We start from the raw sequence: 24,101 nt of genomic DNA, 5'->3' as shown, positions 1-24,101 counted from the left end.
AACCGCTCTCCTCAATCGATTTCAACGCCGTGACGCACGACGCGTTTTTCCAGTTCGCCACCGAGCCAGTACGCCAGGTCAGCCGGCCGGTCGATGTGCCAGGCGACAAAATCCGCCACTTTGCCGGCCTCCAGCGAACCGTGGGTGTCAGCCATGCCCAAGGCCTGGGCCGCATGTATAGTCGCCCCGGCCAAGGCTTCTTCCGGGGTCATCCGAAAGCACGTGCAGGCCATGTTCAACATCAAGCGCAGCGACAGCGCCGGCGAGGTACCGGGGTTGAGGTCGCTGGCCACGGCGATCTTCACGCCGTGCTTGCGCAGGGCATCCATGGGCGGCAGCTGGGTTTCGCGCAGGAAATAAAACGCCCCTGGCAGCAACACGGCCACCGTCCCGGACTCGGCCATGGCCTTGGCATCGTCCTCGGTCATGAACTCCAGGTGATCGGCCGACAGCGCCTGGTAACGGGCCGCCAGGCTTGAGCCGTGCAGGGACGACAATTGCTCGGCGTGCAGCTTCACCGGCAGCCCCAGCCGTTGCGCAGTGATAAACACCCGCTCGACTTGCGCCGGGGAAAACGCCAGGTATTCGCAAAAGGCATCCACCGCATCCACCAGCCCCTCGGCCGCCAAGGCCGGCAGCATCTCGCTACAGATATGCTCGATGTAGTCATCGGCGCGATCTTTGTATTCCGGTGGCAAGGCGTGGGCCGCCAGACAGGTGCTGCGTACGCTGACCGGCAGTTCGGCGCCAAGGCGACGGATGACGCGCAGGATCTTGCGTTCGCTCGCCAGGTCCAGGCCGTAGCCAGACTTGATTTCCACCGTGGTCACGCCGTCGCGCATCAGGCTTTGCAGGCGCTTGGCAGCGCTGGCGAACAGCTCGTCTTCACTGGCGGCCCGGGTGGCGCGCACGGTGCTGGCGATGCCACCGCCAGCCGCGGCGATCTCGGCGTAGCTGACGCCTTGCAGGCGCTGCTCGAATTCACCGCTGCGGTTGCCGCCGAACACCGTGTGGGTGTGACAGTCGATCAGCCCCGGCGTAACCCACGCGCCCCTGAGATCGTTGACCGCCGGATAGTCACCGGCCGGCAGTTCGGCCCGCGGGCCGATCCAATGAATGTGCTCGCCCAAGGTAACGATGGCGGCGTCTTCGATGATCGAGTAGACGCCCTGGGCCATGGTGGCGGCGTGGCAGTTTTGCCAGAGGGTTTTCATCCCGAGTCTCCTCGTCTCATTCAGAATCGGATCGCGAGCAAGCTCGCTCCCACAAGGACTGCGCAGAACCTGTGGGAGCGGGCTTGCTCGCGAAGACGGCGGCACATTCGACATTGATGCAAGTTGACCCTCCGCTTTCGCGAGCAAGCCCGCTCCCACAGGTATCGAGGCTGATCAAACATCGTGTGTGCCTGCTTGCGGTGAGGCCCTTACAGGCTCGGCAACAACTTCGCCATCACCAGCTCATTCAGGCAACGGCTCGCCAACAACTCGCTCGCCGCATTGATGTCCGGCGCAAAGAACCGATCCTTCTCATAAAACGGTACGTCTGAACGCAAGAGCGCGCGGGCCTGTTCCAGCTTCGCGGAGGTCTTCAAACCACCGCGCAGGTCCAACCCCTGGCAAGCCGCCAGCCATTCCACCGCCAAAATCCCACGAGTGTTCTCAGCCATTTCCCACAGGCGCTTGCCAGCGGCCGGGGCCATGGACACATGGTCTTCCTGGTTGGCCGAAGTCGGCAGGCTGTCCACCGAATGGGGATGGGACAGCGCCTTGTTTTCGCTGGCCAGGGCGGCCGCGGTGACCTGGGCGATCATGAAGCCGGAGTTCACCCCGCCATTGGCCACCAGGAACGGCGGCAATTGCGACATGTGCTTGTCCATCATCAACGAAATACGGCGCTCGCTCAGGGAGCCGATCTCGGCAATCGCCAGGGCCATGTTGTCGGCAGCCATTGCCACCGGTTCAGCGTGGAAGTTGCCACCGGAAATCACGTCGCCCTCGGCGGCGAATACCAACGGGTTATCCGACACCGCGTTGGCCTCGATCACCAACACCTCGGCGGCCTGGCGGAACTGGGTCAGGCAGGCACCCATCACTTGCGGTTGGCAACGCAGGGAATACGGGTCCTGAACCTTGTCGCAGTTCTGGTGCGAATCGGAGACTTCGCTGCGCTCGCCCAGCAGATCACGGTAAGCGGCGGCGGCATCGATCTGGCCCTTCTGGCCGCGAGCGGCATGGATGCGCGCGTCGAACGGCGAACGCGAACCGAGCACGGCTTCTACGGTGAGGCTGCCCAGGGCCAGGGCGCCGGCGAACAGGTCTTCGCCTTCAAACAGGCCACGCAGGGCAAACGCGGTGGACACCTGGGTGCCATTGAGCAGCGCCAGGCCTTCCTTCGCGGCCAGGGTCAGCGGCGCGAGACCGGCCACTTTCAATGCCTCGACGGCCGGCAGCCATTCGCCTTTGTAACGGGCCTTGCCTTCGCCCAGCAACACCAGAGACATGTGGGCCAGCGGCGCCAGGTCACCAGAGGCGCCGACCGAACCTTTAAGCGGAATGTGCGGATAGACCTCGGCATTGATCAGCGCGATCAGCGCATCGATCACTTGCCGGCGGATACCGGAAAAACCCCGGCTCAGGCTGTTGACCTTGAGCACCATGACCAGCCGAACCAACGCGTCGCTGATCGGCTCGCCCACACCGGCGGCATGGGACAGCACCAGGGAGCGCTGCAGGTTTTCCAGGTCTTCACTGGCGATGCGGGTCGAGGCCAGCAGGCCGAAACCGGTGTTGATACCGTAGGCGGTGCGATTCTCGGCGAGGATCTGTTCCACGCAGGCGACGCTGGCCTCGATCTGCGCCGAGGCGCTGGCGTCGAGACTCAAGGTCACAGGCTGCTGATAGATATCACGCAATTGAGCCAGGCTCAGTTGGCCGGGGATCAGGTTCAAAGCTTTCATTTCATGCTCCTTTTGAGAGTTTTTATTCACCCGCCAATCGCTCCGGAATGTTCCGTTATCCGTCACCTTCGCTTTTTGGGCGATGCTTTATGGGCAATAGGTGCCTTGGCACGCTGGCGGTTTTTTGATCAATTCAAATTCGGTAAAGCGTCGTGCAGCACGCTCGGGGTTTTAAGCAGCGCGGCGGCGCTGGCGATGTCCGGCGCCAGCCAGCGGTCCTGGTCGTAGGCCGGGACATGCTCGCGCAGCAGTTTCCAGGCAACGCCGGTGCCGGCACCGAAGCGTTGTGTCTGGAGAAATTCAAAGGCTTGGGCCGCCAGCAGGTATTCGATGGCGAGGATCTGTGTGCAGTTTTCCAGCGTGCGATGCAGCTTCAGGGCAGCGTTGGTGCCCATGCTCAAGTGGTCCTCTTGCAGCCCTGAAGTGACGAAGTTGTCGAGCACCGCCGGTTGCGCCAGTTGGCGATTTTCCGCGCACAGCGAAGCGGCGACATACTGCACGATCATCATTCCCGAATTCACCCCGGGATTGGCCACCAAAAAAGCCGGCAGGCCACTGACGTGGGGATTGATCAGACGATCGAGACGGCGCTCGGCGATGGAGCCGATCTCAGCCATGGCGATCGCCAGCAGATCAGCCGCCAGCGCCACCGACTGACCATGGGGATTGGCCTGGGACATCACTCGGAAGTTTTCCGGCGTGCCCAGCAACAACGGGTTATCGGTGGTGGCGTTGAGTTCGGTTTCGATCTGTTTGCGAGCATGCTCCAACTGATCGCGAGCGGCACCGTGTACTTGGGGAATCGAACGGATGCTCAAGGCGTCCTGGGTGCGAATGCCCAGGCTCGAGGCGATGACTTCGCTGCCATCGAGCAGGGTACGCAAGTTGACCCCAACCTGCTGCATGCCCGGGTGCGGCTTGAGCGCGATGATCTCGGCATCGAACGCCGCGATCTGTCCGCGCAGGGCCTCGAAGCTCATGGCACCGATCACGTCGGCCCATTGCACCAACCGCGTCGCATCGGCCAGGGCCAGGCAGCTCAGACCGGTCATGCACGGCGTGCCGTTGACCAGGCACAAACCGTCCTTGGCCCCCAGTTGCACCGGTTGCAAACCTTCTGCAGCCAGGGCCTGTTGCGCCGAAACGATTTGCCCGCGATAGCTGACATTGCCAACGCCCAGCAGCGCGATGCTGATGTGGGCCATGTGGGTCAGGTAGCCCACCGACCCCTGGGACGGCACCTGGGGCGTGATGCCGCGATTGAGCAGCGCCAGCAACGCTTCGACCACCCGGCGGTGAATGCCGGATTTGCCGTGGCTGTAGTTGAGGATGGCGGCACAGAGAATCGCCCGGGTCTGCTCATCGGAAAGCGGCGCGCCCACGCCACAGGCATGGCTGAGCAGGGTGTTGCGTGACAGTTGGCTGAGTTGTTCGTCCTTGAGCGAGACATTGCACAAGGCCCCCAGGCCGGTGTTGACGCCATAGGCGCGCTCGCCGCTTTCGACGATGCGCTGGACAATGGCCTGGGCATTGTCGATCCGTGCCCAAGCCTGGGTCGACAGTTCCAGGGGCGCGCCGAAACGGGCGACGGCGACCACATCCTGCCAACGCAACGGAGCGTCGGCGATTACGATTTTTTCAGCCTGGGACATCTTCAACCTCGTGCTTACAACTTGAACATTGATCCAGCTTTGCCGGCCCTATCGCGAGCAAGCTCGCTCCCACAGGGGTACGCATTCCAATGTGGGAGCGAGCTTGCTCGCGATGGGGCCAGCCCAGCCACCACAAATTCCTCAAACCACCGCCGCACGCCGCTGCACAAACCGATCGACATACTCATCCGCTGGCGAGTGTAGGATCTCCCGGGGCGTGCCGACCTGAATCAGCTTGCCGTCCTTGAGGATCGCGATGCGGTTACCGATGCGCACGGCCTCGTCGAGGTCGTGGGTGATGAACACGATGGTCTTGTGCAGGGTCTTTTGCAGCTCCAGCAACTGGTCCTGCATTTCCGCACGGATCAGCGGGTCGAGGGCACTGAAGGCTTCGTCCATCAGGATGATGTCGGTGTCCGCCGCCAAGGCTCGGGCCAGGCCCACGCGCTGGCGCATGCCGCCGGAGAGCTGGTGCGGGTATTTGTTCTCGTAGCCCTTCAGGCCCACGGTGTTGATCCAGTGCAACGCGCGCTCGGCGCAGACCTGCTTGCTCTCGCCGCGCACTTTCAAACCGTAGGCGACGTTGTCCAGCACGCTCTTGTGGGGCAACAAGCCGAAGCTCTGGAACACCATGCTGATCTTGTGCCGACGAAATTCGCGCAGGGCGTCCATGTCCAGTTGCAGGATGTCTTCGCCGTCCACCAGGATCGCACCGCTGGTAGGATCGATCAGTCGATTGAAGTGCCGCACCAGGGTGGACTTGCCGGAACCCGACAGGCCCATGATCACGAAGATCTCCCCCGTGCCGATGCTCAATGACAGGTCGTTCACACCGACGACGCAACCGGTATCGGCCAGCACCTGATCCTTGGTCTTGTTCTGGCGGATCAGTTCCAGGGCTTCCTTGGAGCGATTGCCGAAAATCTTGAAGACGTTTTTGACTTCGATTTTGCTGACGGTTGCGTTGTTCATTTGCTCACCTCATGCCGAGGACGACCATAGGCCTGGGTAATGCGGTCGATGACCACGGCGAGAATCACGATCGCCAGCCCGGCTTCCAGGCCGCGTCCGACGTTGAGGGTCTGGATGCCCACCAGTACGTCTTCACCCAGGCCTCGGGCGCCGATCATCGAAGCGATGACGACCATCGACAAGGCCATCATGGTGGTCTGGTTGATCCCGGCCATGATGCTCGGCAGGGCCAGGGGCAGTTGCACGCCGAACAGCTGCTGCCAGCGGTTGGCGCCGAAGGCGTTGATGGCTTCCATCACTTCGCCGTCTACCTGGCGAATGCCCAGGTCGGTCAGGCGAATCAGTGGCGGCGCGGCGTAGATCACCGTGGCGAAAATCGCCGGGACCTTGCCCAGGCCAAACAGCATCAACACCGGAATCAGGTACACGAAGCTCGGCATGGTCTGCATGATGTCCAGCAACGGCATCAGCACCGAACGCAGGCGATTGCTGCGCGCCGAGAGGATGCCCAGCGGAATGCCGATCAACACCGAGATCAGCGTCGCCACCAGCATCAGGGCGAGGGTCTGCATCAGTTTGTCCCACAGGCCCACCGCGCCCACCAGAAACAGCAGCCCGACGATCACTGCCGTGGCCACGACTTTGCGGGTGGCGTGCCAGGCAACGCCGCCGACGATGGCCAGCATCAGCCACCAGGGCGCCATGCGCAGCAGGCCTTCGAGGTTGACGATGGCCCACAGCAAGGTGTCGGAGATGTGCCGGAACACATCGCCATAGTTGGTCACCAGGGAGTCGACCCAACCGTTGACCCAGTCGGCAATGGAGAAGGTAAAGCTTTCGGGAAACATAAGAGACTCTCGATCAAATGGATGCAGTGAACGTCCCGGCCAGCCCTAGGGTTGGCCGGGGTATTCGACCTACAGAGCCGCGTCGATTTTCTTGGCCGCGTCTTCACTGACCCAGGCGTGCCAGACTTCAGGATGTTCCTTCAGGAAGATCTTCGCCAGTTTCGGCGACTCGATCCGCTCCTTGGCCATACGGCCGAGGTTCTGGTTCAGGATATCGATGGGCAGGTTGACCTTTTCCAGCACCGCCACCAGTTCCGGGGCTTCGTCGTGGAAGGTCTTGGACAGGCCGACCTTGATACTCACGCTTTTATCCACGCCCGGTTTTTCTTCCAGTTTCACCAGGTCCACCTGGCCCATCAGCGGCGTTGGCGACCAGTAGTAGAACAGGATCGGCTCGCCACGCTTGTAGCTCGACAGCACCGCCGCATCCAAGGCCGGGCCGGTGCCAGGACGGAAGTTGGTGTAGGTTTTTTCCAGGCCATAACTTTTCAGCATTTCGCTGTTGTCCAGCTCGCAGGTCCAACCGGCCGGGCAGTTATAGAAACGGCCTTTGGACGGCTCCTCCTGATCCTTGAACACGGCGGCGTACTGGCCCAGGTCAGCGATGTTCTTCAGGCCCGGCGCCTTAGGCTCGAGCTTGCGTTTGGCATCACCTTCGATCACGTAGCGCGGCACGTACCAGCCTTCAATGGCACCCACCACCGGCGCACCGACGCCAACCACTTTGCCGGCCTTCTCGGCCTTGTTCCAGACTTCACTGCGGCCGACCCACTCTTCGGCAAATACCTGGATGTCGTTGCTGCTCAGGGCGTTCTCCATGGTGATGGAGTTGCCTGGCAGGCTGTCGGTCTTGCAGCCGTAGCCTTTTTCCAGCACCACTTGCAGGACGTCGGTCAGCAACATGCCGCTTTCCCAGTTCAGGCCGGCGAACTTCACCGGTTTGCCCGACTCGCACCAACCCGCCGCTTGCGTGGCGCCGGCGCTGGCCAGCAGGCCCATGGAAAGCAATGTGGTCAGCAGGGTCTTGTTCGATTTCATTGTGTGACGCTCCTAATCATTGAATTGGCTTACGGCAGTCAAGAGGCATCCAGCCCTGTCAACGTCCCATCAGACCGCTTGGATGCGGCCCGCCCTACTCGGTTGTGCGTCAACCGCGTCCTGCTCGACCGGCAGGATCAATTGGTCGGGTACGGCGCTATGCCACTTTCTGGCGGCGACGTAATACAGCCCCGCCGGTACCACCAGGCCGATGATCCAGGAGATATCCACGCCCCCCATCGCTTCCACCAGCGGACCGGTATAGAACTTGGTGGCGATGAACGGCAATTGAACCAGTACACCCAATACATAGACGCTGATACCGAGGGCGTTCCAACGCCCGTAGCGACCGTTCGGGTCGGCCAGTGCCGGCACGTCATAGCGCTCGCGAGTGATGCAGTAGTAGTCCACCAGGTTGATCGCGCTCCAAGGCGTAAAGAACGCCAGCAAGAACAGAATGAAGGACTTGAATGCACCGAGGAACGAGTGCTGGCCGAGCAGCGCGATCAGGGTCGCGGCACCGACAATGACCAGCACGAAGACCAGACGCTGCAAGCGCGTTACGTTCAGGTGGCCACGGAAACCGCTGATGATGGTCGCAATGCACATGAAGCTGCCGTAGGAGTTCAGCGTGGAAATGGTGACCTTGCCGAACGCGATGCTGAAGTACAGCAGCGCAGCGGTGGCGCCGGTACCACCCAGGCCAACGATGTAGGCCACTTCGTGCCCAGCGAACTGCCCGTTGGCCGAGGCGGCGGCAAACACGCCGAGGATCATCGCCACTTGTGCGCCGATAACTGAACCGGCGCCTGCGGCAAAAAAGGTTTTCACCGAGGAAGTCTTGCTCGGCAGGTAACGCGAATAGTCAGCCACGTAGGGGCCGAAAGCGATCTGCCAGGATGCCGCGAGCGACACCGCAAGCAGGAAGCTGCTCCAGCTGAAATGGCGGATTTGCAGGAGTGCGCCGACGTCCGTCTGGCTCATCAGGCGAGCGAACAGGTAAACAAAGGCAATCACACCAATGATGCTGGCGACACGGCCAATGAAGTGAATCACCCGATAGCCGAGCACCGTGACCAGCACGATGACACTGGCGAAAATGAGGATGCCCACACTGTCGCTGACGCCAAACAGCTGGCCCAGCGCCTGGCCGGAAAGCACGGTGCCTGTTGCGGTGAAACCCAGGTACATCAGGCACACCAGCACGATCGGAATGGCCGCGCCATACACACCAAACTGCACCCGGCTGGAGATCATCTGCGGCAGGCCGAGCTTGGGTCCTTGCGCGGCATGCAACGCCATGACGCCACCGCCGAGCAGTTGGCCGATCAGCAAACCGATCAACGACCAGAACACATCACCGCCAAGCACCACCGCCAATGCACCCGTGACAATTGCCGTGATTTGCAGGTTGGCCCCCATCCAGAGGGTGAACTGGCTCAACAATCGGCCATGCCTCTCCGCTTCCGGGATGTAGTCGATCGAACGTTTCTCGATCAACGGCTTGCTGCTTGCGCGTGTGCTACTGACAGCCATGGGGTTCAACCTCAATGGATTGTTCTGGGGTTTACTGTAGAGCTGCTTCCCTGTGGAAACGGGCGTGCTCGCGAACGCGGTGCATCATTCAACACATGTGTTGGATATAAAGCCGCCTTCGCGAGCAAGCCCGCTCCCACACGGGAACTTGCATTATTTGCCAGTGATCATCGGCAGATTCAGCCCCTGCTCTTTCGCGCAATCGATAGCGATCTGGTAACCCGCATCGGCATGGCGCATCACGCCAGTGCCTGGGTCGTTGTGCAGCACGCGGGCGATACGCTCAGCCGCTTCATCGGTGCCGTCGCAGACAATCACCATGCCCGAGTGCTGGGAGAAGCCCATGCCGACGCCGCCACCGTGGTGCAGCGACACCCAGGTCGCGCCGCTGGCGGTATTGAGCAAGGCGTTGAGCAGCGGCCAGTCAGAGACCGCATCGGAACCGTCCTGCATGGATTCGGTTTCACGGTTGGGGCTGGCCACGGAACCGGAATCCAAGTGGTCGCGGCCGATCACGATCGGGGCGGACAATTCGCCGCTGCGCACCATTTCGTTGAACGCCAAGCCCAGCTTGGCGCGCTGGCCCAGGCCGACCCAGCAGATACGTGCCGGCAGACCCTGGAAGCTGATGCGCTCGCGCGCCATGTCCAGCCAGTTGTGCAGGTGGGCGTCGTCGGGGATCAGTTCCTTGACCTTGGCGTCGGTCTTGTAGATGTCCTGCGGATCACCCGACAGCGCGGCCCAGCGGAACGGGCCGACGCCGCGGCAGAACAGGGGACGGATGTAAGCCGGCACGAAACCAGGGAAGTCGAAGGCATTTTCGACGCCCTCTTCCTGGGCCATCTGGCGAATGTTGTTGCCATAGTCAAAAGTCGGCACGCCCATTTTCTGGAAGTCCAACATGGCCTTCACGTGGACGGCCATCGATTGCTTGGCGGCCTTGACCACGGCAGCCGGCTCGGTCTTGGCGCGGGCACGGTATTGGTCCCAGGTCCAACCGGCCGGCAGGTAACCGTTGAGGGGATCGTGGGCGCTGGTCTGGTCGGTGACCATGTCTGGACGCACACCGCGACGGACCATTTCCGGCAGGATTTCGGCAGCGTTCCCACACAGCGCGATGGAAATCGCCTTGCCTTCTGCGGTGTATTTCGCAATACGGGCCAGGGCATCGTCCAGGTCAGTGGCCTGCTCATCGACGTAGCGGGTCTTGAGACGGAAATCGATACTCACCTGCTGGCACTCGATGTTCAGCGAGCAAGCACCGGCCAGGGTCGCGGCCAACGGTTGCGCACCGCCCATGCCACCCAGGCCGGCGGTCAGGACCCACTTGCCTTTCAGGTCATCGTTGTAGTGCTGGCGACCGGCCTCGACGAAGGTTTCATAAGTGCCTTGCACGATGCCCTGGCTGCCGATGTAGATCCAGCTGCCGGCGGTCATCTGGCCGTACATGGCCAGACCCTTGGCGTCGAGTTCGTTGAAGTGTTCCCAAGTGGCCCAGTGCGGCACCAGGTTGGAGTTGGCGATCAGTACGCGAGGCGCGTTGCTGTGGGTCTTGAACACGCCCACCGGCTTGCCGGATTGCACCAGCAAGGTTTCGTCGTCATTCAGATTGGTCAGGCTTTCGACGATCTTGTCGTAGCACTCCCAGTTACGCGCCGCGCGACCGATGCCGCCGTAGACCACCAGCTCCTTTGGGTTCTCCGCCACTTCCGGGTCGAGGTTGTTCATCAACATGCGCAGCGGCGCTTCGGTCAGCCAGCTCTTGGCGGTCAGCGTGTTACCGCGGGGGGCGCGAATTTCAACGTCACGGTACTTTTCAGGTTTGCGGGTAGCGTCGGTCACAGCAAAAACTCCTCAGCGATCAATCCAGACCAGCCCGGGCAGTGGGCAGCGATTCAGCGAACGTTGCGTTGAATATCGGTGACTCATACGCATACGTCTTTACTTGTATGTACAAGCATATGCAATCAAGCGGCCAACTTATTGAAATCGATGTTTAGGAACGGTTGGGGATTTGGCTGAACGCCTTGTGATTTAAGGGCTGCCGAGCTGCATGAAATTTTTGAAGAGGGTTTTTCAGGGGAAAATCGGAGGGCACAAAAGCGTGGTATTGCGCCACGCTGGGGCATTCGGTAACAAGTTGGTGCACATCGAAGGAACAAGCGCTATCGCAGGGCGCCTTAGCGGGCAGTCAGCTCGATCACACAGCATTGCCCGTGGATAGAGACGTCCAGCAACCCGGTGTTACCGCTCAGTTGCAAACAGTCGTAGAGACCCAAGTCGGCGATGGACTCGCCAATCTTGATCGCCAATCCTGGGTCCGCGCTGAACACCAGCACCGTCCCCGCCTCGCTGAAAAACCGCTGCTCGCCAGTCATCCATTGCAACCGCGCGCGGTAACGCTGCGGCGCATAGATCAGGTTGAAGTCGCGAATCGGCCCGCCCAGCAGCGTGCAATGGACATGGCTCTCACCGCTGAACGCAAAGGGGTCCAGCGGATGCAAAGGTCGCGTGGCCTGGCCATCGACGCTCAACGTCATGCCATCACCTTGCAGGACGCTGATGATCCGCTCGTAACCGGCGAAGGTGGAAAAACCGCCTGACTCAGCGATATCGGCAATCGACAGGCGCCAGCCGAAACCTTCCAGGCCAGTGCCGGCATCACGGGTGATTTCCTCGGTGCTGCCGCCGCCATTCTTCCAAGGCATGCGGGGATAGTCTGCGGCACGGAGGACTTTGATCTGACTCATCATTTATGAAACCGCCCTTCCAGACTATGACGCGAACCCGGGTGAATCAGGCGCGCGGCAGTCACCGGCTGGCGCCCGGACCAGGTGCGGCGACGGATCAACAGGCACGGCTCGCCCCGTTCGATCTGCAGCAGCTTGCACTCGCTCGGTTCGGCAAGGATCGCTTCGACCACATGCTCGCCTTCGGTCAGCGGCGCGACCTGGTTCAAATAGGCGTAGGGGGTTTGCAGGGTGAAATCTTGCTTGAGGTATTCAGGCGCCACCATTGCGTTGACAAAACGGTCCTCGATTTGCACGGGGATATCGTTTTCAAAATGCACGATCAACGAGTGGAACACCTTCTGCCCTTCGCGCATGTCCAGGGCCAGGGCGCGCTCGGAACCGGCGGCCTCTTCTTCCAGGGTAATGACCTGGCAAGTGTGGCGATGGCCACGGGAGGCGATCTCGTCGGCGATGTTATGCACTTCGAACAATGCCGACTGGCTCTTGGGTTCGGCCACGAACGTGCCGACGCCCTGCATGCGCACCAACAGGCCATCAGCGGTCATTTCCCGCAGGGCACGGTTGATGGTCATGCGGCTGAAGCCCAGTTGGCTGACCAGCTCGCTTTCCGACGGCACGCGGTAATGCGGCGGCCAGTTTCCACTGTCGATCTGCTGGGTAATCATCTGTTTGACGCGGGCGTACAAGGGCGCCGGACTGTCACCCATGTTTGCAGCCAGCGGCGGTTTGGCAGGCGGAGTCGGCACGGCGGTTCCTTGTTCTGCAAATGAAGGTGCTAGCTTGCCGGAGTTTACCGGCCAGGCAAACGTCTGTATATGTATATACAAATTACGCACGATGAGGTTGAACCATGTCCGCCTTCTTTGCCGAACGCGCGCTGCTGCCTAGTGGATGGGCCAATGATGTACGTCTTGAGGTCAACGCCGAGGGCGTCCTGACCCATCTCCAGGCCGACGCTCACGCAGACGGCGCCGAACGGCTGGGCGGTCCGCTGCTGCCGGGCATGCCGAACCTGCACTCTCACGCCTTCCAACGGGCCATGGCCGGGTTGGCGGAAGTGGCGGGAAATCCCAACGACAGCTTCTGGACCTGGCGCGACTTGATGTATCGCCTCGTCGGAAAAATCAGCCCCGATCAACTCGGCATCATCGCCCGACAGCTCTACATTGAAATGCTCAAGGCCGGTTACACCTCGGTTGCCGAGTTCCACTATGTGCACCATGACATCGACGGCGCGCCTTATGCCGACCCGGCGGAACTGGCCTTGCGCATCAGCCACGCCGCCAGCGCCGCCGGCATCGGCCTGACGCTGCTGCCGGTGCTCTACAGTCATTCCGGTTTTGGCGGCCAGGCGCCCAATGACGGGCAGCGTCGTTTCATCAACAGCAGCGAAAACTACCTGAAACTTCAAGCGCGCCTGCAGCCGATCCTGGCCAAACAACCGGCTCAGGCGCTGGGTTTGTGTTTTCACTCGCTGCGCGCCGTGACACCTGGCCAGATCCAGGAAGTGCTGGCCGCGAGCGACCGTCACTGCCCGGTGCACATCCACATCGCCGAGCAGCAGAAGGAAGTCGACGACTGCCTGAGCTGGAGCGGCGCTCGTCCGCTGCAATGGCTGTACGAAAACACCGAAGTGGATCAGCGCTGGTGCCTGGTCCACGCCACCCACGCCAACGCCCAGGAAGTCAGCCTCATGGCCAAGAGCCGGGCAATCGCCGGCCTGTGCCTGACCACCGAAGCCAACCTGGGCGACGGGATTTTCCCGGCCGTGGATTTCCTCGCCCAGGGCGGGCGCCTGGGGATCGGCTCCGACAGTCATGTGTCGTTGAGCGTGGTCGAAGAGTTGCGCTGGCTGGAGTACGGCCAGCGCCTGCGGGATCAACGGCGCAACCGCATGTATCGGGCAGACCAGCCGATGGTCGGTCGCACCTTGTTTGATGCTGCTTTGGAGGGTGGCGCCCAAGCCCTGGGCCAACCGGTCGGCGCCCTCGAAATCGGCAAGCGCGCCGACTGGCTGGTGCTCGATGGCAACGATCCGTACCTGGCCACGGCACAGGGCGACGGGATCCTCAATCGCTGGCTGTTTGCCGGTGGGGATCGCCAGGTGCGCGACGTGATGGTCGGCGGACGGTGGGTGGTGCGCGACGGACGTCATGCCGGGGAAGAAGAAAGCGCCCGAGCGTTTACCCAGGTCTTGCGCGAGCTCTTAGGCTGACGCAGATAAAAAAGTGTGGGAGCGGGCTTGCTCGCGAAGGCGGTTTTTCAGCAAACGATTATGTCGGCTGATACACCGCCTTCGCGAGCAATCCCGCTCCCACATTGAGTATTTGCAGACAGTCAGTCCGAAGTCTTGGCCATCTGCCGATCCGACGCTCGCCAGATCAAGCGTGTCGTGTCATAGCCCTGCTGACGCGCCATGCTCAGCAGTTCTTCGCGCACGACGCTATTGACGGTCGGTGTGCGGGACAGCAACCACATGTAGCGGCGGCTCGGGTCGCCGACAATGGCGGTCTTGTAGTCGTCGCTGACGTACAGCACCCAGTATTGCCCTTTTGCCACACCCGGCACGATCCGCGAAAACCAGTTGTCGAACTCGACCCAGAGCTTGTCGGTCTTGCCCGGTACTTGTGGCGTAGCGGTACCGCGGGCCTCTTCCCACTGCCAGTCCGAAGTCAGGCAGCGATTGAGGACACCCACGTCGCCGTCAGGCTTGAGGGTGTAATGAGCTTCGGATTGCGCGCAGTTGCGCTGGAAATACATGGGCAGGCGGGCCAACTCGTACCAGGTCCCTTGGTAACGCTTGAGGTTGACGCTGCTGACCGTCTTGGGTGCCAACGGATCTTCGCCAGAAGTGGCACAGCCAGCCAAGACCAGGCCAGCTAAAAGCACTAACACTAACCGCATCATTATTTTTCTCCCGCGGGCGCTTGGCCCCGGTTTACTTCAGGCCTTGGCCGGAAAACATCAACACTTTGTCACCGGCGTACTGCACGCTGATAAAGCTTTTCTGGTCGCCCCAGGTGCAACTGGACATGCCGAGCGCGCCCGAACAATCGGTCGGTTTACCCAGTAACGTTTCGACTTCTGCCTTGGGCATCCCGGCTGACAGCTTCGAATAGTTTTCCTGGTTAACCTTGCTGCATGCAGTCAACACGACGCACACACACAACAAGGCAATAGATCGCAGCGACATGGTGTAACTCCTGGAACGGAAGGGGGTGGCTGGGTGCCAACCAGAAGCTTAGAAGAGAAAACCCCTATCTGGTTCCCCGACAGCCCTAGTATTTATTGGGCCCCAGGACGGTATTTCGTCGGTAAATCAATCAGTTTGTGACGGCGTCGTGCATTTCGTCGGGATTACCCCGCCGATCGCTGATCTCTGGCACTTCCAGGCCGATAAAAAGAACAGCGCAAAGCCCTGCGTTATGGCAAATTGCCCCCCTTCCTGACCAGCTCCTGTGCGGTAGCGCTCTTAATGACCAGAAACATGAAATTCAGCCACAAAATCCTCCTGGCTGCCGCTCTTGTGGTGGCCGTTGCATTCGCCTGTTTCATCCTGTTCAACGACTACCGTCAGCGCCAGAGCCTGCACGCCAGCACCGAGACCTCCATGCAGGAGCTCGGCAGCCTGACCAGCCGTAACATTCAGACGTGGGTCGAAGGCCGTATCCAACTGCTGCAATCGCTGGCCCAGCAGATCGCCGTAGACGGTAGCAGTGCCGACAGCCTCAAACGCGCCGTGGGCCTGCCGGTGTACACCAGCAACTTTCAGCTCAGCTATTTCGGTGGCACCGATGGCGTGATGTTCTCGGTACCAGCCGGCAATCGCGCCGCCGATTACGACCCGCGTGCCCGTGGCTGGTACAAGGCCGCCAACAGCGCACAGCAAGCCATCGTGACCGAACCCTACATTGCCGCCTCGTCGGGCAAACTGGTGATCACCGTCGCCACGCCGGTACAACACCAGAACCAAATGATCGGCGTGGCCGGTGCGGACATCGACCTGTCGAGCGTCAGCGCCATCATCAACTCGCTGAACTTCGGTGGCCACGGCCATGCGTTCATCGTCAGCGCCGACGGCAAGATCCTAATCCACCCTGACAGCAAGCGCGTGCTCAAAACCCTGGCCGAGGCCTACCCCAACGGCGCACCGCAAATCAGCCCGGGCGTGAAGGAAGTCGATCTCGACGGCAAGACCCAATTCATCTCCTTCACCCGCGTCAACGGCGTGCCGGGCGCCGATTGGTACGTGGCGCTGGTGCTCGACAAGGACACCGCCCTGGCGATGCTCAGCGAGTTCCGTACCTCGGCACTGATCGCCATGACCATTGCCGTGGTGTTCATCATTGCCCTGCTGGGCATGCTGATCCGCGTGCTGATGCAACCGCTGCTGACCATGGGTCGCGCCATGCATGACATCGCCGAAGGCGAAGGCGACCTGACCCGGCGCCTGGTCATTCACGGCCACGACGAATTCGGTGCCCTGGGCACTTCCTTCAACCGCTTTGTCGAGCGTATCCATACCTCGATTCGTGAAGTGGCCTCGGCCACCGGCCAGGTCAACGAAGTTGCCCTGCGCGTGGTCAGTGCGTCCAACTCGTCGATGTACAACTCCGACCAGCAAGCGTCGCGCACCAGCAGCGTGGCCGCGGCCATCAACCAACTCGGCGCCGCCGCCCAGGAAATCGCCCAGAACGCCGCCCTTGCCTCCCAGCACTCCAGCGATGCCCGCAGCCTGGCCGAAGACGGTCAGCAAGTGGTGGATAAAACCATCGCCGCCATGCAGCAGCTGTCGGCCAAGATCAGCGATTCGTGCGGCAACGTCGAAACCCTGAACAGCAACACGGTGAACATCGGTCAGATCCTGGAGGTGATCACCAGCATTTCCCAGCAGACCAACCTGCTCGCCCTGAACGCCGCCATCGAGGCCGCCCGGGCCGGTGAAGCCGGACGCGGCTTCGCGGTGGTAGCCGATGAAGTGCGCAACCTCGCCCACCGCACCCAGGATTCGGCGCAGCAAGTGCAGAAGATGATCGAAGAGCTGCAAGTCGGTGCCCGGGAAGCGGTGCTGACCATGACCGACAGCCAGCGCCAGAGCGAAAGCAGCGTCGGCATCGCCAACCAGGCCGGCGAACGCCTGGGCAGCGTGACCCAGCGCATCGGCGAAATCGACGGCATGAACCAGTCCGTGGCCACCGCCACCGAAGAGCAGACCGCCGTGGTGGAATCGATCAACGTCGACATCACCGAGATCAATACCCTGAACCAGGAAGGCGTGGAAAACCTGCAAGCGACATTGCGCGCCTGTGCCGACCTTGAACAGCAGGCGGCGCGCTTGAAGCAGTTGGTGGGTAGCTTCCGGATCTAACGCTCTCAAGGGCCCTTTCGCGAGCAAGCCCGCTCCCACAGTTGACCGAGCCCCGTCAGGGAAACACGATCGACTGTGGGAGCGGGCTTGCTCGCGAAGACGGCATCAGCCTCGCAGAAAATTCAGAACCTGGACCCAGGCCTGTTCAAGAACTCGATTTCCTCAGCCGTAGACTCGCGCCCCAACACCGCATTGCGGTGGGGAAAGCGCCCAAACCGCGCAATGATCTTCTGATGCCGCTCGGCATAATCCAGGTTGTCTTCAAACACCGCTCGATCCGCTTCAGGCTGCTCGCGAACCAAGTCGATGAACCGCGACACGGCCTCGTTCTGCACCGCCAGGTTTTCGCAGTGCTCGAGCACCAGGTAGATGAATACACGCTGGATCGGTTTGAGTTGCCGGTCGAAACCCGCCGCCATGCCCTGGGCCACCAGCGCTTGGGCTCGCAGGTCACCGGAAAAGGCCTTGGGCGTGTCGCGAAAGATCATTCGCGGGAGTTGATCAAGCAGCAGCACCAGGGCCAGCCAACCTTCTGGGCGTTGCGCCCAGTCGGTCAATCCGCCGGCCCGTGCTTGCTCAACCTGATCGCCGAAGCGCTCCTGCGCCTGGCGATCATGGCGTTTGCCAAACCACAGCTTGCCCTTGTCAGCGGCTATTTCGTCTGGCGTGTCGGCTGAACCAAACCACCAATCGAGCAACGGCTGCCAAGGCTGCGCCATGGTTTATTCCTTGTGATAGGCCGTCGCGCGGGCGACTTCTTCCTTCGAACCGAGAAACACGGCCACGCGCTGGTGCAGGCCTTCAGGCTGGATGTCGAGGATGCGCTGGTGACCGTCAGTGGACGCGCCACCCGCCTGCTCCACCAGGAACGACATCGGGTTGGCTTCGTACATCAGGCGCAGCTTGCCCGGCTTGGACGGTTCGCGGCTATCGCGCGGGTACATGAACAAACCGCCACGGGTCAGGATGCGGTGCACGTCCGCGACCATCGCGGCGACCCAACGCATGTTGTAGTTCTTTTTCAGCGGGCCTTCTTCACCTGCCAGCAGCTCGGCGACGTAGCGCTGTACCGGAGCTTCCCAGTGCCGCTGGTTGGACATGTTGATGGCGAATTCCTGGGTGGTTTCAGGAATGGTGATGTCTTCGTGGGTCAGTACGAAGCTGCCCATCTCACGGTCCAGGGTGAAGCCTTTGACGCCGTCGCCCAGGGTCAGCACCAGCATGGTCTGAGGACCGTAGATGGCATAACCGGCGGCTACCTGCTCGGTGCCTGGCTGCAGGAAAGCCTTTTCATTCAAGGCTTCGTTCTGGCTCAGGTATTCGTTCGGGCAACGCAGTACCGAGAAGATGGTGCCGACCGGCGCGTTGATATCGATGTTCGACGAACCGTCCAGTGGGTCGAACACCAGCAGGTAGGCACCCTTGGGGTATTTGCCCGGGATCTGGTAGGCGTTGTCCATTTCCTCGGAGGCCATGCCGGCCAGGTGACCGCCCCACTCGTTGGCTTCGAGCAGGATTTCGTTGGAAAGCACGTCGAGCTTCTTCTGCACTTCGCCCTGCACGTTTTCAGTGCCCATGCTGCCCAGGACACCACCCAGTGCGCCTTTGGAGACGGCGTGGCTGATCTCCTTGCACGCACGCGCCACCACTTCGATCAAAAAGCGCAGATCGGCAGGGGTGTTGTTGCTACGGGTCTGCTCAATCAAATAGCGACTCAAGGTAACGCGGGACATGGACGGCTCCGAAGAATAGGGGGCGGAAAAACCAGCGCAGTTTAGCGCGAGTCGGGACTTAATTCCTCCTATGAGACGGGATATAGGGGATTGAGTTCACGCAGTGGTGGTTGCTTGTGGATTTTGGGCGCCAGGGAGATCGCTTTCGCGAGCAAGCCCGCTCCCACAGGAGTACGCATTCCAATGTGGGAGCGGGCTTGCTCGCGAAATAGGCAACTCGGTTTATCGGTGTGCCCCACTTTCAGGATTTGACTGGCGGCTTGCGCAACAAGCTGAACGCCATCGCCGCGAGGAACAGCACACTGAGCAGCAGCACCGCCCACAAACCGATTTTTTTCCAGTTGGTCTCGACGGTCGCAGGTGTGGTTGCGGTAACCGGTGTCGCAGTTGCCACCCCATTCACCGTCGCCGTACCCAGCGCCGCCAGGCGTGACGGTTTGTAATCGGGCACCAGCGTCGTCAAGGGCAAACTGGCGGTTTTCACCGTCGCGCTGCCCAGCGCCAGACTGTAGGGCCCGTCGCCACGTGCGAGGAACACCACCTGAGTCGCGCGCACGGCAAAGCGCAGGGCCGGGGCTTCTGGACCCAGGCCGCCGCCCCGCTCGTCCACCGTCAGCTTCAATTGCTGAATGGTTTGGCCGGACAGCTGCAGTTGGTTTTGCAACACATCCTGGCCGTTCTGGGTCAGGCGATACAACAAGCCACTGCCCAGCGGCTGCCACGGCTGGCTGCTTTCCCGCCGCCCAGCCAAGGTCACCGGCGCCAGGCTGTTGGCTTGGCTCAGGTCCACCTGCACCTGCTCGATATTCAGCCCCATGGGCAGCTGCCAGGTGTATTCCCCGGCCTTCGTGGTGCTGCCAGCCAAAGGCTTTGACCAGACCAACGGCAACGGCAAGCTTTCGCGGCTGGCGCTTTGCAGCTGGGCCGAGGTCAGCACCGGCGCAGAGGACGGCGAATCCCACAATAACCGCAGATAGCGCGCCGGTTGCCCCGGCAGGCTCACTTCATGCTGCTCGACCCGCTCGTCGGCAAAGGTCAGGCGCGCCACCTGGCCTTCGCCCCATGACTGCCATTGCTGTAAGTCGTCACTGGCCTCGATGGTAAAGCGCTGGAAGCCGTCACGTTCGCTGGTCCAGTCAAGAATCAACTGCTGCAACGGCGCCTTGATCGCGCTGGCATCGAGCAACCAGCCACGCAGTTCCTCCTCTCCCGCCTCAAGCCGACTGGACGGCTGGACTTCCACCAGCGTGCCATTGGCGTTCGATTGCACGCGCACGCTGGGCGCGCGCTCGCTGTCGTCGGCGGCGTTGTACAGCGGGAACCACTTCACGTCGGTGAGGGTGCGGTTTTCCCGGCTCTGCGCCGACTCACGAACCAGCGCGTAGGCTTGGGCCTGACCGGCCGCGTTAAAGACCCGCAGGTCGCTCAAGTCGGTTTGCCGCGCTTGCAGCTGTACGTCCAGAGGTAACGGCAGGCGATACCACGGTCCCTCGCCGCTCAAGGCCAGTGGCACCTGATGGGCAAAGTCCGCCGGTTGCTCCTGGGCCGTTGCCGACAATGCCACCCACAGCCCGACCACACCCAGCCCGATCCGATTCAACGTGCGACTCAAGATGACACTCCCTCACTGACAGGCATTGGCGGTTCGGGCTGCGCGACCGTTTCCGGGCGTTTTGGCGGCAGCGGCGCGAAGTAGCCCACCACCAGCAACAGTACACCCACGCCGATAAACGACACGATCCGCGCCAGACCGCCACGGTTACTCAATTCAACAAAGAACAGCTTGGCCACGACCAGCGCAATCAACGCCGCGCCGATCAGCCACACTTCACGGCGATGGCGAAGATGACCACCAATCATCAGGCCCAGGGCGATCAGGGTCCAGACGATGGACAACCCGGCCTGCACGAACATGGACTCAAGCAACGCATCCAGCTCGAACGGCACCCCCATCCACTGGTGGGCGCTGCGCATCACCAGGGCGGTGAAGAACGCGAACAGCGACACGCCGGCGACCAACTGAGCGATGTGTCCGACGCGACTCCAACGGTTCGTCGATTGCGCCACGGCGTTGCGGGCCCACACATAGACACCGAACAAGGCGAACAGCAGGCCCAGCTCCAAGGGATTGAGCAGCGGCACATAGGGCAGTGGCTCCGCGGTGCCATCGCTGAAGGTGTTGGTCAGCCAGAACCAGCCGAGCATCAACAGCGCCATGGGCGCCGCCGCATAGACTCGGTATTCGCGCGACTGGGCCGAGATCGGCCATGGCCAGGCACGCGGCGCGGCCATCAACACCAGGTACAGGCTCGGCAGGATCGCCCAGCCCAACCAGCGCCAGGCGTTGTACTGCTCGGACAACAACAGCAGGCCGTAACGCAACTCCAGCATCAACACCGCCATCAGCAACCAGCAACCGAGCACATGGGCGGTACTGCGCGCCTGGGCCGGCAGCATCGGTGCCAGGCGCTTGAGAGAGAGAAAGTGCACACCAAATACCGCCAGCCAGGCCAGCCAGCCGAAATCCGCCGCCGGGTGATAGTAGCTGTGCCCCGTCGCCACCAGCACGCAACCCGCCGCCGGAATCAACAAGGTGCACAGCAGCCCCAGCGCCGGCCAGTTCAAACGCAGTGCCAAGACAGTCCACAGCGCCACACTGATCGCCGCGACGAGCAGCAGCAAGCTGCCCTGCAGGTTCACCGGGGCAAAGCGCAGCACTTCGCTGACCCACGCCAACGCCCACCAACCGGCTCCCCAGATCAACAACATCTCGGACAGGCGCTGCAAGCTCATGGCTTCAAATACCGCCGCCGAATGGCCGCGCTGCAATCGCCATGCGCCCACCAGCGCCGCCAGCCCCAGCACCAGCGGCGTCCAGAACCCGCTGTGGGCCAGGGGCCGCAGATCCTCGGCATTGAGCGGCCCCAGCAGCGCCGGCCCCGCCGTGAGGAACGCCGCACCGCCCAACAGTTGCAACAGCAGGCCGAAGACAAAGCTCACGCGCTGCTTCAGGTACAGGCTCAACCAGATGATCAGCAGACCGCTGGCCGCCCACACACCGCTCGCTGTTTGCCAAGGCAGGACGAACAGCACAGCGAGGTTGATCAGCACCAACCCGGCCAGCAACACCACTGACAACCCGCGCAGCAATCGGACGTCGTTGCGCACCATGTCATCGCGTGCCGCCAGCAACATACCGCCAATCAATGCCAGACCGATCAGGGAAGCACTGAGCAAACCGCTCCAGCCGGCACTGAACACCGCCGCCGAGTCACCCTCGGCGCCTTGCAGGCGCAACAGGAACAGCGCGCCGCCGAGCAACTGCACCGCAAACGCGGTGAACAGGAAGCTGCGCGATTGCAGGCGCAGGCCAACAAACAGTGTCGCCAAACCGGCCAGGGCCCAGGCGATAGCGGTGCCGTGGGTGAAGAAAAACAGCGGCGCCAGCAGATACAGGAAGCTGAGTCCCAGGACAGCCAGCACCGGCAAACCCTGGCGCTCCCAATTCGAGGTGAGCTCTGGCGCAGCCTTGCGCAACTGGTAGAAGGTGAAGAGCAAGGCGCCGCCGAGCATCAACGCGCCCAACGGTGGGCCATCGAGCAGGCTGCTCTCGCCGGTCCGCAGTTCGCTGATGAATGCCAGTGCCGAGCCCAGTTGCAGCAGCAAGGCAAAGGCCCGGGCGAAGGGTCGTTGCTGACGCAGGCCCAACCAGAAGATCCCCGCGCCCTCCACGGCCCAGGCTGCCGAGGTCCAACGGGCGTCGAGCCCCAAGGGAATCGCCAGGCTGGCAAAAATCACCCCCAGGGCCAGGCAGGTTTCAGCCAGCAGCAAGGCCCGGCCGCCCATCAGCACGCGGGCCAGGCCCATGTAGATCATGCCCAGGGCCAGGGCGCTGAACGCAGCGGCGAACTCCAGGTGCTGCACCAAGGCGAACTGCAAACCGAAACCCACCAGCGGCGGCGCGAACAGCATCGTGCCGTCCACGTAATCGCCCTTGCGCGTCGACCAGCGCAACAACGCATCGCGGCTGCCGTCCTCGGGGGCGTCGCTCATTTCCAACAGTTTGCGACGGGTGAACAGCAAGCCGATCGCCAGGTAAATGAGGAAGAACAGGATCAGGAACGGCTCGGTGCTCCAGAGCAGCTCCGGCGCGTAAGAGCGCAGGCCCCAGGCCAAACCGATGCCGAAGGTGCCGACGAAGCCGATCAGATTGAGCAGGCGCCAGGCCTTGAACCAGGCAATCGCGAGGATGCCGGCGTTGAGCAGGATGAAGTAACTGAACAGGGCGACGTGGTTGCCGCTGCCGGTGGAAGTCAGGATCGGTGCGGCAAACCCGCCCAACGCTGCGGCGGCGGCCAGGCCCAAGGCGTTCTGGGTCACCGCCAGGATCGCCGAGAACACCGTGACGGCCACCAGCAAGCCCAGGGCGGCCTTGGAGTCGAGCAATGGGTGCAGGCGCATGGCAGCGAACACGGTCAAGTACAGCACCGCGATCCCGGTGCCCTGAAGCATCAGCGCATAATTGTTGTTGCGTTGGCGCAGCCACCAACCCAGGCCCAGCAGGCCCAAGGCACTGGCCGCGACGCCGGCGTAACGCAGTTCGATCGGGACCACCATGCCTTCAGTGGCATAGCGCAGCAGGAACGCCAGGCCGAGGAACAACAGCACCACGCCGACCCGCAGCACGGTGTTGCCGCCAAACAGCCAATTGCGCGCGCCCATCCAGGCGCGGTCGAATAGATTCGGGCCACGAGGAGCTACGGGCTCAAAAACCACCGGTTCCGGGCGAGCCGGTTTGCGGGCGGCGGGCTTGGAGGCGACAGGCTGAGGTTTCCAGATGTCGTCGGGCAGGGGCTGACTGGCTTGCGTAGCCATTGCCGAGACGGGCTCGAGGTCAGGCGGCAGTTCCCAGCTCAACTCCGGCTCGACGCGAGGTTCGGCTTTCGGTGACTGGGCGACGACGACTTCAGGCGCTGGCGCCGGATCACCCGGTGCAGCAGTGGTGCCGCGCTCAAGCACCGTCAGACGCGCTTGCAGCTCGATCAAGCTACGCTGCGCCTCCTGCAGAAGGCCCTGTTGCTTGGCGGCCTGGACAGCCAGGCGGCTCAGCCGGAATGCCTGGGCGATGCCAAGTCCCACCAGCGCACCTATCAGCGCATCGGCGAACGACTCATCCACCACCCAGCCGAGTGCCAGGCCCAACAGCGTCAAAATCCATTGCATAGTCGATATCCCTAAGCCGCCC

18 protein-coding genes are annotated in these 24,101 nt (G+C 62.0%); 2 read left to right on the top strand and 16 right to left on the bottom strand.

Annotated elements, in window-relative coordinates:
• Positions 1 to 11: 11 nt before the first annotated feature.
• The 10 genes from hutI to hutC form a co-directional block, all read right to left on the bottom strand.
• Positions 12 to 1,214, bottom strand: a complete 1,203-nt coding sequence (gene hutI, locus ACWNZ1_RS18050; RefSeq protein ID WP_135843267.1) for an imidazolonepropionase — start codon at positions 1,212 to 1,214, stop codon at positions 12 to 14.
• Positions 1,215 to 1,423: 209 nt separating this feature from the next.
• Complete coding sequence (hutH, locus tag ACWNZ1_RS18045) at positions 1,424 to 2,956, bottom strand: histidine ammonia-lyase (RefSeq protein WP_265072608.1); 1,533 nt, start codon at positions 2,954 to 2,956, stop codon at positions 1,424 to 1,426.
• A 128-nt stretch (positions 2,957 to 3,084) separates the two neighbouring features.
• Entirely contained in the window at positions 3,085 to 4,608 is a 1,524-nt protein-coding gene (gene hutH / locus ACWNZ1_RS18040) for a histidine ammonia-lyase (RefSeq protein WP_256454092.1), read from the bottom strand.
• 141 nt (positions 4,609 to 4,749) lie between these two features.
• On the bottom strand, positions 4,750 to 5,580 hold the full coding sequence (locus ACWNZ1_RS18035; protein WP_135843264.1) for a quaternary amine ABC transporter ATP-binding protein: 831 nt from the start codon (positions 5,578 to 5,580) through the stop codon (positions 4,750 to 4,752).
• Positions 5,577 to 6,428, bottom strand: coding sequence for an ABC transporter permease (locus ACWNZ1_RS18030; RefSeq protein ID WP_109752006.1), 852 nt, complete (start codon positions 6,426 to 6,428; stop codon positions 5,577 to 5,579). The genes ACWNZ1_RS18035 and ACWNZ1_RS18030 overlap by 4 nt, the downstream gene beginning before the upstream one ends.
• 69 nt (positions 6,429 to 6,497) lie before the next feature.
• Positions 6,498 to 7,466, bottom strand: coding sequence for an ABC transporter substrate-binding protein (locus ACWNZ1_RS18025; protein WP_135843263.1), 969 nt, complete (start codon positions 7,464 to 7,466; stop codon positions 6,498 to 6,500).
• Positions 7,467 to 7,535: 69 nt separating this feature from the next.
• Positions 7,536 to 9,002 carry a purine-cytosine permease family protein gene (locus ACWNZ1_RS18020; RefSeq protein WP_265072607.1) on the bottom strand — a complete coding sequence of 489 codons (1,467 nt, stop codon included), beginning with the start codon at positions 9,000 to 9,002 and terminating at the stop codon, positions 7,536 to 7,538.
• A gap of 153 nt (positions 9,003 to 9,155) precedes the next feature.
• A complete protein-coding gene (gene hutU / locus ACWNZ1_RS18015) occupies positions 9,156 to 10,844 on the bottom strand; it encodes a urocanate hydratase (RefSeq protein ID WP_265072606.1) in 1,689 nt (562 codons plus the stop codon).
• Positions 10,845 to 11,182: 338 nt separating this feature from the next.
• Entirely contained in the window at positions 11,183 to 11,752 is a 570-nt protein-coding gene (locus ACWNZ1_RS18010; protein ID WP_135847934.1) for a HutD/Ves family protein, read from the bottom strand.
• Positions 11,752 to 12,462: a histidine utilization repressor gene (gene hutC, locus ACWNZ1_RS18005; RefSeq protein WP_178084291.1), complete on the bottom strand. Its 711-nt coding sequence runs from the start codon at positions 12,460 to 12,462 to the stop codon at positions 11,752 to 11,754. Before hutC ends, ACWNZ1_RS18010 begins: the two co-directional genes overlap by 1 nt.
• A 143-nt stretch (positions 12,463 to 12,605) precedes the next feature.
• On the opposite strand from hutC, the gene ACWNZ1_RS18000 reads away from it, so the two are divergent.
• Complete coding sequence (locus tag ACWNZ1_RS18000; RefSeq protein ID WP_280944620.1) at positions 12,606 to 13,970, top strand: formimidoylglutamate deiminase; 1,365 nt, start codon at positions 12,606 to 12,608, stop codon at positions 13,968 to 13,970.
• A 122-nt stretch (positions 13,971 to 14,092) separates the two neighbouring features.
• Here ACWNZ1_RS18000 and ACWNZ1_RS17995 read toward each other — a convergent pair whose 3' ends face one another.
• Positions 14,093 to 14,662 (bottom strand): lipocalin family protein, encoded by a 570-nt coding sequence (locus tag ACWNZ1_RS17995; RefSeq protein ID WP_135843258.1) that lies wholly within the window; start codon positions 14,660 to 14,662, stop codon positions 14,093 to 14,095.
• Between the two features lie 31 nt (positions 14,663 to 14,693).
• Complete coding sequence (locus ACWNZ1_RS17990; RefSeq protein ID WP_135843257.1) at positions 14,694 to 14,948, bottom strand: outer membrane protein assembly factor BamE; 255 nt, start codon at positions 14,946 to 14,948, stop codon at positions 14,694 to 14,696.
• A gap of 282 nt (positions 14,949 to 15,230) precedes the next feature.
• On the opposite strand from ACWNZ1_RS17990, the gene ACWNZ1_RS17985 reads away from it, so the two are divergent.
• Entirely contained in the window at positions 15,231 to 17,123 is a 1,893-nt protein-coding gene (locus ACWNZ1_RS17985) for a methyl-accepting chemotaxis protein (protein ID WP_202879084.1), read from the top strand.
• 122 nt (positions 17,124 to 17,245) lie between these two features.
• Here the strand turns inward: ACWNZ1_RS17985 and ACWNZ1_RS17980 are convergent, their stop codons facing one another.
• The 4 genes from ACWNZ1_RS17980 to ACWNZ1_RS17965 form a co-directional block, all read right to left on the bottom strand.
• A complete protein-coding gene (locus tag ACWNZ1_RS17980; protein WP_135843255.1) occupies positions 17,246 to 17,842 on the bottom strand; it encodes a DUF924 family protein in 597 nt (198 codons plus the stop codon).
• 3 nt (positions 17,843 to 17,845) lie between these two features.
• Complete coding sequence (locus ACWNZ1_RS17975; RefSeq protein ID WP_135843254.1) at positions 17,846 to 18,856, bottom strand: class 1 fructose-bisphosphatase; 1,011 nt, start codon at positions 18,854 to 18,856, stop codon at positions 17,846 to 17,848.
• Between the two features lie 241 nt (positions 18,857 to 19,097).
• Entirely contained in the window at positions 19,098 to 20,468 is a 1,371-nt protein-coding gene (locus tag ACWNZ1_RS17970; protein WP_135843253.1) for a DUF3999 domain-containing protein, read from the bottom strand.
• Complete coding sequence (locus tag ACWNZ1_RS17965; protein WP_256454088.1) at positions 20,465 to 24,079, bottom strand: DUF2339 domain-containing protein; 3,615 nt, start codon at positions 24,077 to 24,079, stop codon at positions 20,465 to 20,467. The genes ACWNZ1_RS17970 and ACWNZ1_RS17965 overlap by 4 nt, the downstream gene beginning before the upstream one ends.
• Positions 24,080 to 24,101: the final 22 nt, after the last annotated feature.

Source organism: Pseudomonas sp. CFBP 5748 (genome assembly GCF_053850495.1).
Note: the sequence above shows the minus strand (reverse complement) of the source record. Positions and strands in the feature narration are given on the sequence as shown.

What these genes read in the sequence shown, in the direction of transcription:
- hutI (WP_135843267.1), bottom strand. Translation starts at nt 1,214, where the DNA reads ATGAAAACCCTCTGGCAAAACTGCCACGCCGCCACCATGGCCCAGGGC.
- hutH (WP_265072608.1), bottom strand. Translation starts at nt 2,956, where the DNA reads ATGAAAGCTTTGAACCTGATCCCCGGCCAACTGAGCCTGGCTCAATTG.
- hutH (WP_256454092.1), bottom strand. Translation starts at nt 4,608, where the DNA reads ATGTCCCAGGCTGAAAAAATCGTAATCGCCGACGCTCCGTTGCGTTGG.
- ACWNZ1_RS18035 (WP_135843264.1), bottom strand. Translation starts at nt 5,580, where the DNA reads ATGAACAACGCAACCGTCAGCAAAATCGAAGTCAAAAACGTCTTCAAG.
- ACWNZ1_RS18030 (WP_109752006.1), bottom strand. Translation starts at nt 6,428, where the DNA reads ATGTTTCCCGAAAGCTTTACCTTCTCCATTGCCGACTGGGTCAACGGT.
- ACWNZ1_RS18025 (WP_135843263.1), bottom strand. Translation starts at nt 7,466, where the DNA reads ATGAAATCGAACAAGACCCTGCTGACCACATTGCTTTCCATGGGCCTG.
- ACWNZ1_RS18020 (WP_265072607.1), bottom strand. Translation starts at nt 9,002, where the DNA reads ATGGCTGTCAGTAGCACACGCGCAAGCAGCAAGCCGTTGATCGAGAAA.
- ACWNZ1_RS18010 (WP_135847934.1), bottom strand. Translation starts at nt 11,752, where the DNA reads ATGAGTCAGATCAAAGTCCTCCGTGCCGCAGACTATCCCCGCATGCCT.
- hutC (WP_178084291.1), bottom strand. Translation starts at nt 12,462, where the DNA reads ATGGGTGACAGTCCGGCGCCCTTGTACGCCCGCGTCAAACAGATGATT.
- ACWNZ1_RS18000 (WP_280944620.1), top strand. Translation starts at nt 12,606, where the DNA reads ATGTCCGCCTTCTTTGCCGAACGCGCGCTGCTGCCTAGTGGATGGGCC.
- ACWNZ1_RS17995 (WP_135843258.1), bottom strand. Translation starts at nt 14,662, where the DNA reads ATGATGCGGTTAGTGTTAGTGCTTTTAGCTGGCCTGGTCTTGGCTGGC.
- ACWNZ1_RS17990 (WP_135843257.1), bottom strand. Translation starts at nt 14,948, where the DNA reads ATGTCGCTGCGATCTATTGCCTTGTTGTGTGTGTGCGTCGTGTTGACT.
- ACWNZ1_RS17985 (WP_202879084.1), top strand. Translation starts at nt 15,231, where the DNA reads ATGACCAGAAACATGAAATTCAGCCACAAAATCCTCCTGGCTGCCGCT.
- ACWNZ1_RS17980 (WP_135843255.1), bottom strand. Translation starts at nt 17,842, where the DNA reads ATGGCGCAGCCTTGGCAGCCGTTGCTCGATTGGTGGTTTGGTTCAGCC.
- ACWNZ1_RS17975 (WP_135843254.1), bottom strand. Translation starts at nt 18,856, where the DNA reads ATGTCCCGCGTTACCTTGAGTCGCTATTTGATTGAGCAGACCCGTAGC.
- ACWNZ1_RS17965 (WP_256454088.1), bottom strand. Translation starts at nt 24,079, where the DNA reads ATGCAATGGATTTTGACGCTGTTGGGCCTGGCACTCGGCTGGGTGGTG.